The sequence below is a fragment of the Azospirillum brasilense genome, from assembly GCF_022023855.1.
Taxonomy (GTDB): Bacteria; Pseudomonadota; Alphaproteobacteria; order Azospirillales; family Azospirillaceae; genus Azospirillum; species Azospirillum brasilense_F.
The window spans coordinates 235,394-245,000 of sequence record NZ_CP059453.1 but is presented as its reverse complement, the minus strand read 5'-3'; the positions used below and the strand labels follow the sequence as shown (position 1 = coordinate 245,000).

9 protein-coding genes, 3 tRNA genes and 2 rRNA genes (1 of these 14 only partly in view) are annotated in these 9,607 nt (G+C 68.5%); 3 read left to right on the top strand and 11 right to left on the bottom strand.

Annotated elements, in window-relative coordinates:
- Positions 1–1,298: ribosomal RNA gene (locus tag H1Q64_RS30855) — 23S ribosomal RNA — on the top strand (it extends 1,449 nt beyond the left edge of the window).
- 132 nt (positions 1,299–1,430) lie between these two features.
- Positions 1,431–1,546: ribosomal RNA gene (gene rrf, locus H1Q64_RS30850) — 5S ribosomal RNA — on the top strand.
- Between the two features lie 155 nt (positions 1,547–1,701).
- Here rrf and H1Q64_RS30845 read toward each other — a convergent pair.
- Positions 1,702–2,328: an MSMEG_1061 family FMN-dependent PPOX-type flavoprotein gene (locus H1Q64_RS30845; RefSeq protein ID WP_237908127.1), complete on the bottom strand. Its 627-nt coding sequence runs from the start codon at positions 2,326–2,328 to the stop codon at positions 1,702–1,704.
- An 83-nt stretch (positions 2,329–2,411) separates the two neighbouring features.
- Between H1Q64_RS30845 and H1Q64_RS30840 the strand changes: the two genes are divergently transcribed.
- Positions 2,412–3,179 (top strand): AraC family transcriptional regulator, encoded by a 768-nt coding sequence (locus H1Q64_RS30840; RefSeq protein ID WP_237908126.1) that lies wholly within the window; start codon positions 2,412–2,414, stop codon positions 3,177–3,179.
- Between the two features lie 102 nt (positions 3,180–3,281).
- Here the strand turns inward: H1Q64_RS30840 and H1Q64_RS30835 are convergent.
- From H1Q64_RS30835 to H1Q64_RS30790, 10 genes are all read right to left on the bottom strand, one after another.
- A tRNA-Gly gene (locus H1Q64_RS30835) sits at positions 3,282–3,356 on the bottom strand.
- 4 nt (positions 3,357–3,360) lie between these two features.
- Positions 3,361–3,437: transfer RNA gene (locus H1Q64_RS30830), tRNA-Asp, on the bottom strand.
- A gap of 4 nt (positions 3,438–3,441) precedes the next feature.
- Positions 3,442–3,517, bottom strand: a tRNA-Asn gene (locus tag H1Q64_RS30825).
- Between the two features lie 95 nt (positions 3,518–3,612).
- The gene (locus H1Q64_RS30820; protein ID WP_035682866.1) at positions 3,613–3,987 is read right to left on the bottom strand and encodes a response regulator; all 375 of its coding nucleotides are present in this window, start codon (positions 3,985–3,987) and stop codon (positions 3,613–3,615) included.
- Between the two features lie 153 nt (positions 3,988–4,140).
- The gene (locus H1Q64_RS30815) at positions 4,141–5,583 is read right to left on the bottom strand and encodes a TadE/TadG family type IV pilus assembly protein (RefSeq protein WP_237908125.1); all 1,443 of its coding nucleotides are present in this window, start codon (positions 5,581–5,583) and stop codon (positions 4,141–4,143) included.
- The gene (locus tag H1Q64_RS30810; RefSeq protein WP_237908124.1) at positions 5,580–6,185 is read right to left on the bottom strand and encodes a TadE/TadG family type IV pilus assembly protein; all 606 of its coding nucleotides are present in this window, start codon (positions 6,183–6,185) and stop codon (positions 5,580–5,582) included. Before H1Q64_RS30810 ends, H1Q64_RS30815 begins: the two co-directional genes overlap by 4 nt.
- Positions 6,186–6,190: 5 nt before the next feature.
- Positions 6,191–6,760 carry a TadE/TadG family type IV pilus assembly protein gene (locus H1Q64_RS30805; RefSeq protein ID WP_237908123.1) on the bottom strand — a complete coding sequence of 190 codons (570 nt, stop codon included), beginning with the start codon at positions 6,758–6,760 and terminating at the stop codon, positions 6,191–6,193.
- Positions 6,761–6,769: 9 nt separating this feature from the next.
- A complete protein-coding gene (locus H1Q64_RS30800; protein WP_237908122.1) occupies positions 6,770–7,618 on the bottom strand; it encodes a tetratricopeptide repeat protein in 849 nt (282 codons plus the stop codon).
- Positions 7,615–8,640, bottom strand: coding sequence for a type II secretion system F family protein (locus H1Q64_RS30795; protein WP_237908121.1), 1,026 nt, complete (start codon positions 8,638–8,640; stop codon positions 7,615–7,617). Before H1Q64_RS30795 ends, H1Q64_RS30800 begins: the two co-directional genes overlap by 4 nt.
- Positions 8,637–9,605: a type II secretion system F family protein gene (locus tag H1Q64_RS30790; protein WP_237908120.1), complete on the bottom strand. Its 969-nt coding sequence runs from the start codon at positions 9,603–9,605 to the stop codon at positions 8,637–8,639. Before H1Q64_RS30790 ends, H1Q64_RS30795 begins: the two co-directional genes overlap by 4 nt.
- Positions 9,606–9,607 lie beyond the last annotated feature (2 nt).

The window sequence follows — 9,607 nt, the reverse complement described above, 5'->3', positions numbered from 1 at the left end:
GACCCGTTCCAGGAAACAGCCCCCGCATCAGACCGTACCCCAAACCGACACAGGTGGACTGGTAGAGTATACCCAGGCGCTTGAGAGAATGGTGTTGAAGGAACTCGGCAAATTGCCCTCGTAACTTCGGAAGAAGAGGGCCCCGTCGCGGCGCAAGCCGGGGCGGGGGGCACAGACCAGGGGGTGGCGACTGTTTACTAAAAACACAGGGCTCTGCGAAGCCGTACAAGGCGACGTATAGGGTCTGACGCCTGCCCGGTGCCGGAAGGTTAAGAGGAGGGGTTCACGCTCCGAATTGAAGCCCCGGTAAACGGCGGCCGTAACTATAACGGTCCTAAGGTAGCGAAATTCCTTGTCGGGTAAGTTCCGACCTGCACGAATGGCGTAACGACTTCCCCGCTGTCTCCAACACCAACTCAGCGAAATTGAACTCTCCGTGAAGATGCGGAGTACCCGCGGTCAGACGGAAAGACCCCGTGCACCTTTACTACAGCTTTGCAGTGGTGCTAGGGATCTCATGTGTAGGATAGGTGGGAGGCTAGGAAACCCGGGCGCCAGCTCGGGCGGAGCCATCCTTGAAATACCACCCTTGAGGTCTCTGGCATCTAACCGCGCTCCGTTCATCCGGAGCCGGGACCCTGCATGGCGGGTAGTTTGACTGGGGCGGTCGCCTCCCAAAGTGTAACGGAGGCGCGCGATGGTGGGCTCAGAGCGGTCGGAAATCGCTCGACGAGTGCAATGGCATAAGCCCGCCTGACTGCAAGACAGACAAGTCGAGCAGAGACGAAAGTCGGCCATAGTGATCCGGTGGTCCCACGTGGACGGGCCATCGCTCAACGGATAAAAGGTACGCCGGGGATAACAGGCTGATGACTCCCAAGAGTCCATATCGACGGAGTCGTTTGGCACCTCGATGTCGGCTCATCACATCCTGGGGCTGGAGCAGGTCCCAAGGGTTCGGCTGTTCGCCGATTAAAGTGGTACGTGAGCTGGGTTTAGAACGTCGTGAGACAGTTCGGTCCCTATCTGCCGTGGGTGTCGGAGTTTTGCGAGGATCTGTCCCTAGTACGAGAGGACCGGGATGGACATACCTCTGGTGCACCGGTTGTCACGCCAGTGGCATGGCCGGGTAGCTAAGTATGGACGGGATAACCGCTGAAAGCATCTAAGCGGGAAACCCACCTCAAAACCAGAACTCCCTTGAGAGCCGTGACAGACCATCACGTCGATAGGAGGCATGTGGACGGGCGGCAACGCCTGAAGCTGAGCCTTACTAATCGCTCGATCGGCTTGATCCTTCCCAGCAGGATGCCCGCGCGCAGCGGCAAGCCCTGGGCGCACGAGCCAACACCGCAAGACCAAGAATGCAGACGTCCTCACTTAACGAAACCCGCCCGTCCGGTCCGGATGGTTCGCGTGTGCCTTGGTGACCTGGTGGTCATGGCGAGGCTCCCAACACCCGATCCCATTCCGAACTCGGCCGTGAAACGCCTCAGCGCCAATGGTACTGCGTCTTAAGACGTGGGAGAGTAGGTCGCCGCCAGGTCACCACGGCACACGCCAAGCCATCAAGGACTTGGATGGATGGGTTTCAATCGCTTGACAATCGGCTTCATGAACGGCAAGGCCGGCGCTTTCCCCCAACGGGAAGCGCCGGCTTTACGTTGTGTCCGACAGAGGGCATTTTTCCGGCCCTGAAACTCAGCCGTAGAGGTCGTTTCGCATCGCATGGTCGTAGTGCGCATCGATGGCCTCCGCGGCGGAGGCGTCCTGCCTGGTCATGGCGGCGAGCATTTGACCGGGGGTCGGAAGCGCGCCGCGCCCGATCCGGGATCCCGGAGCCCACAGCTTGGCCCGGTTCACCGCCTTGCCGCAGTGGAACAGCACCTCGTCCACGCTCACGACGATGACCGTCTTGGGAATTTTCGTCCCCTCGGCGAGGCTGACGCGGAGATCCGCGTCGTCCGAGACGCGACCGCGTCCATTGATCCGCATGAAGACGTCCAGGCCGGGGAACAGGAAGAGCATCCCCAAGAGGTCGTCCTCCAGCAGGTTGCGCATGGACTCGATCCGGTTGTTGCCAGGCCAGTCGGCGAAGGCGACGGTCTTGGCATCGAGCATCCTGACGAAACCCGGCGGGCCGCCGCGCGGCGAGGCGTCCAGACCCGCAGTGCGACCGGTCGCGAGGCAGAAGAAGGTGGCCTTGGCGAGGTAGTCGGCGTGGAAGGAGATCAACTCCGTCATGACCGCCTTCTGGACATGTTCCATCGGCGGGTCGTAAAGCCGGTCGAGGTCGGGCGTGGGGGTAGGGGGATTCTGCGGAATCATGGTTTTCTCCTGTCGCGAGCAGTCTAGCGGGCAACCGAAGGCGGCGCTAAGCTATGGCGGCCATTCGATAACGGGTTGACGCCATGTCCGAGGAACGGTTCGCCTTCGCCGCGAGTGATGCGCGCGAACCGGTCATCGTCGCCATTTACGAGACGCAGGCCGAACATCGCGCGCTAGGGCTGCACAGCCACCCGCGCGGCCAGCTCTCCGGTCTGCGCCGCGGCCTGCTCACCATCGGCACGGAGACGGACACCTGGGTGGTTCCCGCCGAGCACGCGGTCTGGCTTCCGCCCCACCAGCCGCACCATGGCTACACCCACGGGGCCGTCGAGGGGTGGAGCTGCTACATCGCGGAGGCCGCCTGCGCGACGCTGCCGGACCGGCCCTGCATCATCAAGGTGTCCGGCCTGTTGCGCGAGGCGGTGATCCGCGCCTCCGGATGGCGGGGGTGGGAGCTGGACGAGGCGCAATGGCGCCTTGCCATGGTCCTCCTCGACGAACTCAGGGCCTCGCCCATCAATCCCTTTACCCTGCCCATGCCGCGCGATCCGCGCCTTCTCCGGATCGCGCGAGCCTTGCTCGACGACCCCGGGGATCGGCGCGGCATGGACGCCTGGGCTTCCTGGGCGGGCGTGTCCGAAAGGACGCTGAGCCGCCGCTTCGTGGCGGAGACCGGCTACAGCTACACCGCGTGGCGGCAGCGGGCGCGCCTGATGCGCGCGCTGGAGATGCTGGCCGAAGGCGCGCCGGTGACGACCGTGGCCATCGACCTCGGCTATGACAGCGTCAGCGCCTTCATCGCCTTGTTCAAGCGGACACTGGGCGTAACGCCATCTGCCTATTTCGGCTGAGCGGAATGGGGAAGGAACGGGTTGGCACCAAGCGACGTCTGAAACGACGAGGGGCCGCTTGATGAACAAGCGGCCCCTGTAGACACTGTCGTGCCCCGAAACTGGAGCGGGCGAAGGGATTCGAACCCTCGACCCCAACCTTGGCAAGGTTGTGCTCTACCCCTGAGCTACGCCCGCAATGTGGCGCGAGTGACGGGACTTGAACCCGCGGCCTCCGGCGTGACAGGCCGGCGCTCTAACCAACTGAGCTACACCCGCAATATGGCTCCGGATGCTGGACTCGAACCAGCGACACGCGGATTAACAGTCCGCTGCTCTACCGACTGAGCTAATCCGGAACGGAGGCCGGCTTATACGGGTCCCTGCGGCGCAGCGCAAGCAGGAACTTCACCGGAGAGCGAACTTTTTTCGCTGCCACCCTCCGGCGGTCCGGTCAGGCGACCCCGAGCAGGCTCTGCACCGCCCGGACGATGCTGTCCTCGGAGAAGGGCTTCTGGACGACGGAGAGCTGCCCCGGCTCCTCCTTGGGCAGGTTGTCGCTGTAGCCGGTGGTGACCAGGATGGGCAACTCGGGGCGCTGCTCCTGCATGCGGGCAATCAAGCTGGTGCCGTCGAAGTGCGGCATGCGCAGGTCGGTGATCAGGATGTCGGCGGGATCGTTCTGGTCGATCTTGAAGGCATCGAACCCGTTGCGCCCGATGGTCACGCGAAAGCCGCGCTCCTCCAGGGTTTCGGCAATGGTGACCGCGACGACGGGGTCGTCTTCGGCAACGATCACGTGAAAGGTCTGGGGGAAGGTCTGGGACATGACGGACGGGCCTCTTGTCTGCACGGTCCCGATTCCTGTAGCCCATCGGGCGGCGGCAGACCAATGCGCAATAGGTCATAAACCGCTGTCTCCGCCATACCGCCCCCGGCCAAGGTGCCGGCCGTTCAGCGCAGACCGATCGGCGCCAGCCGGTCAGCGGATGATCCGCAGGTTGCTGAGCTGGCCGGCGATGGTGCGGAACACCGTCTGCAGGTCCGTCGGCGTCGGGCTGTCGAAATAATGGTTCGGGCCGGGCGAGGCGCAGCTTTCGTAAAGGGTGCGGGTGGCACTGCTGGCGCTGTCGCCGACGGTGATGGTGAAGAGGGTGATCCCCGCCGCCTTCATGTTGCTGCACAGCGTCAGCATGCGGTTGTTGATCGCCGTCGTCACCTGATTGGTGTCGGTGGTGCCCAGCAGCCCGTCGCTGAGGCGCTGGTAGCTGGTGTAGTCGCCCTGCGGCTTGTACTTGAACCACTCGTTGTTGCCGTCGGTCAGCAGGACGACCGCCTTGGACATGTCGGGCGTGCCGTAATCGAGCGGCAGCGTGTCCGGCGTCGTGCCGCCCCACAGGCCGCGCCACTTCGGCGACAGGGTGAACCATCCCGCCTGCAGCCCTTGGTTCGCCATGGTGCCGCCGCGGTTCACCGGCTTCAGCCCGGCGATCTTGGCGAGCAGCGCCGAGCGGTCGTTGGTCAGCGCCATGATCGGCGGCGGACAGCCGAGATTCGGTCCGGCCATGTCGTTGGTCTGGCGGTAGGTGCCGTCGTCGGTGATGTTCGTGGGGGTCCAGGGGTTGTCGTTGTTGGTCCCGTTGTACTGGTTGTTCGGGTACCAGAAGGGCTTGAACGGCGCGGAGGCCGGCGGGGTGTCGGTCTGGTCCTGCGGCTGGGTGCGCGCCAGGACGCAGCCGCGCCAGCCCTGGGAGGCCCATTTGGTGGCGTCGTAGCTGCCCGCCGCCAGCCAGTTGGTGCGGGTCTTGCCGATGTTGACCTCCGCTGCGTAGGGGGCGATGGAGACCCACAGGTTTTTCGGCGGCGCGCTGCCCGGCCCGAACAGGATGTTGACGAGGTCGGTGGCGGCGCTGCGCAGCTCCCCGATGCGGTTGTTGGTCGCCATGGAGCCGGTGACGTCGAGCACCAGCGCCAGTTCCAGCCCGGCGTTGGCGCGCTGCACCTGATTGGTGACGGAGATGGTCAGCTCGTTCACCTGCAGGACCCGCAGGAAGGTCGTCGGCAGGGTGGCGGTGACCGACACCCCGACGCGCTGGTTCGTCTGGTCCAGCGTCACCGCCGGGGTGCCGATGGCCGCCCCCAGGAAGCCCGGCGGCAGGTTGGCCGCGACGAACATGGCGATGTCGCTCTGGGCGTCCGCCGTGGAGTTCAGCATCTTGCCGGCGGCCAGCGCCCCGGCGTCGATGGCGGTCTGAAGCCGCGACTGCACGAGGAAGGCCCGCCCGTAATCCACCGCCAGCCCGACCATGCCCAGCAGGGGCACCGCGGCGGCGGCGAACATCAGCGCGGTGGCGCCCCGGCGGTCCCGCGTCACCCTCCCCAGAGAGGCGAGCAGGCGGGCCGCGGTAAGGAAGCGTGTCCTCATGGCCCGGTCTCCAGCGTGGTGAGCGTGCCGAGCCGGGGCTGGTAGACGGCGCTGGCGTAGAGCGTCGTGGAGGTCCCGGCGTCGCCGAGCCACGGTCCGCTCAGCAGATAGGGGGTGAAGCGGTAGAACAGCTCGGTGAAGATGGCGTTGTCGCCGGGCTGCTGGGTGAAGCCGGGCGGCAGCGTGGCCGCCCCGCCTGCGGCGCCGTAATGGCTGATGGCGGAGCCGGTGCCGGCCCGTTCCTGCCACATCACCCGCGATCCTTGGCCCATGTTGGCGACCGAGGTGACGATCACCTGCCCGCCGGCCATCAGGTCCAGAGGCTGGGCGACCTCCGTCGCGGCGAGGAACAGCACGCCGACCTCGTTCCCCTTCACCACGGTCATGCCGGCGCGCAGCTTGTCGAACTGGGTGGCGATGTCGCTGACGTTGGCGGCGGTGCGGTTCAGGGTCAGGGTGATGCTGACGTAGCGCACCACGTCCACCGTGGCGGTGACCAGCACGAGAAGGACCGGCGCCAGCAGCGCCATCTCCAGCGCCGCGACGCCGCGGCGGTCGCGCGGCAGGGGCCGGCGCCAGAATGTCGGGACATGTGTCGCCATGCCGGTCACTCCCCCACCATGAAGGGTTCGTTGCGCACGGCCAGCCGGGCCTCGTGGATCAGTTCCGCCCGTCCCAGGACCGTGGCGCCCAGCCCGGTCAGCACCGGCTGGGTGTAGCGCAGCGTGTAGACGACGACCTGCCCGCTGCCGCCCAGCGCCGTCCCGGTCTGATTGGCGTCCCAGTCGGTGGAGCCGCAATTCAGGTCGGTGAGCGAGGTGGAGGGCGGAACCCCGCCGTTGATCTGGCCCAGCGTGGTGAAGGAGGCGTAGCTGTGGCTGCGCACCGACAGGCGGCTCTGGTCGAGCACCCGGCTGGTCAAGCGGTACACCGTGTCGCAGACCTGGGCGCGGCGGTCGGTGAAGCCGGTCGCCAGCTCCCCGGTGAAGCCGCTGCGGGCGGCGGCTCGGGCGGCGTGGTTGAGCAGGCCGTCCACGGTCAGCGAGTAGGACACCTCGGCCAGCGCGATCATGCCCGCGATCAGCGCCGGGGAGACGATCGCCAGCTCCAGCGTGGTCAGGCCCCGGCGGTCACGCGGGAGACGGAGGCCGGGAAGAGGGCGGCTGCGGCTGCGCATGGGGCCGCCTCACGGTTTGAAGGCGACGAACTGACGCGCCGTCTCGTAGAAGGCCAGGTTGGAACGCACGTTGGCGTCGTCGAGGTCGAGCCGGGCCACGCGGGCCGCCGCCTCCAGATCGCCTTTCAGCCCGTAGGCCAGCGCGAGGTTCTGGCGCACGCGGGGGGAGTCCACCCCGCCTTGGACCAGCCCTTCCAGGATCGCCACGCCCTCCGCACTGCCGTTCAGCGCCAGCGACAGGCCGAGGTTGGCCATGGCCGCCGCGTTGTTCGGCTCAGCCTTCAGGACGTGGCGGTATTCGCCCTGGGCCTCCGCGTGCCGCCCGGCGAGATCGAGGGCGACGCCGCGGTTCAGACGAGCGCGCAGGTCGTCGTCGTTGCGGCGGAGCAGGGCGTCGAAGCGGTTCAGCGCGTCGGCGGGGCGGTTGGCGCGGATCAGCGCGCGGCCCAGCGCCGTCTGCACCTCCACATTGTCGGGCACCGCAGCGGCGGCCTTCTGGAGCTCGACCACCGCGTCGGCGGCGGACCCGCTCTCCGACAGGGTTTCGCCCAGCCCGAGCAGGGCGCCGACATGGCCCGGCGCCTGATCCAGCACCGCCCGGTAGAAGCGCACCGCGGAGCCGGTGTTGCCGGCCTCCTGGGCGGCGCGGGCGAGGCGGAGCTGCACGCGCGCTTTGTCGTCCAGCGTGGCGTTGGCCGTCGGGCCGCTCCTCGACCCCACCGGCCCGCCGCCCGGCGCCGAGGCGCAGGCGCTGACCGACAGCAGCAGGAGGGCGGCCGCCGCGGCGCGGCCCAGACCGGAGAGACGCTTGCGGGTCGGGCGCTGGCTGGACGGGAGGAGGGACGGGGTGGCGATCATGGCTGACCTCCCTTGGTCTGGCTGTGGGGCGGGTTGGAGTGGGATTGGCTGGAATGGGTTTGCTGGCTGGTGCCGGCGCTGTCGAAGCTGCGCGAGACGTCGAGCATGGCGGGGCCGCCGACGACGATGAAGACGCAGGGCAGGATGAAGACCACCATGGGCAGGGTCAGCAGCACCGGCAGGCGGGCCGCCTTCTCCTCGAACCGGGCGAGGCGCTGGGCGCGCATCTCCCCGGCCAGGACGCGCAGCGCCTGGGCCAGCGGCGTGCCGTAGCGCATGGCCTGGATCAGCGTCGTCGCCATGCCGCGCACGCCCTCCATGTCCAGCCGGGCGGCCAGATTGTTGAGCGCGCCGCCGCGGTCGGACAGCACGCGCATCTCCGCCGCGGTGGCCGACAGCTCGGCGCTCAGCGCCGGGTAGGCGGTCGCCACCTCGCGGGCCACGCGGTCCACCGCCGCTTCCAGGCCGAGGCCGGCCTCGCCGCAGATCACCAGCAGGTCGAGCGCGTCGGGCAGGCCGTTGCGCACCTCCTCCAGGCGGCGGTCGCGCATCCGGCCCAGCGCCAGATCGGGCAGCCGCCAGCCGAGCAGGGCGCCGGCCACCACCTGCGCCGCCGCACCCGGCGCGCCGATCAGCGAGGGCAGCAGGTCGCCCGCCGCCGCCGGGACCAGCGCCATCCCGGCCCCGATGCACAGCAGCTTGATGCCGAGCAGGGAATAGAGGTGACCGGGCTGGTTGTAGCCGGCGGCGATCAGGCTCTTGCGCATCCGCTCCCGGTCGGCGGAGCCGACGAGCGGCGTGCGGGCCAGCGTGGCGCCGATCCGGCTCAGCAGGCTGCGGCGCTCCGTCTCCGGGGCGGCGGAGGGCGCGGTTCCGGCGCGCAGCCGCTCCAGCCGGGCCAGCAGCCGCTCGCGCAGCGCGCAGGAGCGCAACCCGGCCACCCCGGTCAGGATCATCAGGACGCCGAAGCCGAGAAGGACCGGCTGCGGGATCAGGCCGCCGCTCATGAGGCCGCCGCTCATGACAGGGTCTTCCGGATGAGGAGCTGCATGGAGCCGACGCCGACCAGCAGCAGCCCGCCGGCCACCATCAGCATCGTCTGCCCGCTCGGCTCGTCGATCAGCCGCCACGCGTAGTCGGGGTTCAGCATCGCCATGCCGCCGCCGGCCAGGAAGGGCAGGGCGGCCAGAACGGCGGCGGAGCTGCGCGCCTCCGAGGTCAGGGCGCGGGTGCGCATCTGCACGCGGCGGCGCTGGCGGATCATGTCGGCCAGATTCTCCAGCGGCTCCGTCAGGTTGCCGCCGGTCTCCCGCTGCAGCAGAAGGGTGACGACGAAGAAGCGGAACTCCGGCAGGCGGACGTTGGCGGCGGCGCGGGCCAGCACGGTCTCCAGGTCGATGCCCATGGCCGTCTCGTCGACGATGCGGCGGAACAGCGGGGCGATCGGCTCCGACAGCTCGGTGCCGACCATCCGCAGGCTTTCCGACACCGGGATGCCGGCGCGGGTGGCGCGGACGACGAGGCTGATCGCGTCGGGAAGCTGGTTCATCAGCGCTTCCAGCGTCCTGCGGCGGCTGGCGGCGAAGACGAGGCGCGGGGTGACCAGCAGGGCCACGGCGGCGGCGGTCGTGGCGCCCGCGTCGCCCATCACCGGCCCGCCCAGCCACCAGCACAGGCCCGCGGCGATCACGGCATACAGCAGCGCCCGCCACAGCCGGATGCCCGGCGGCAGATAGACGGTCTGGCGCCGCGCGTAGAAACGCGACATGCGCCGCTTCACCCGGTCGGCGATGGTCAGGGGGCCGGCGCCGGTGATGTCGGGGCTGCCGTCCTCCACCACGGCCCGCGCCTCGGCCGACAGGGCGGCCAGCCGGCGGCGCAGCGCCTTGCGGCGGCGGAACGCGCGCAGGGTGGACAGGGCGAACAGCAGCGTCCCGACGCCGAGGAGGAGGGTGGCGAGCTGAAGGAGGGCCTGGATGCGGTCCATCG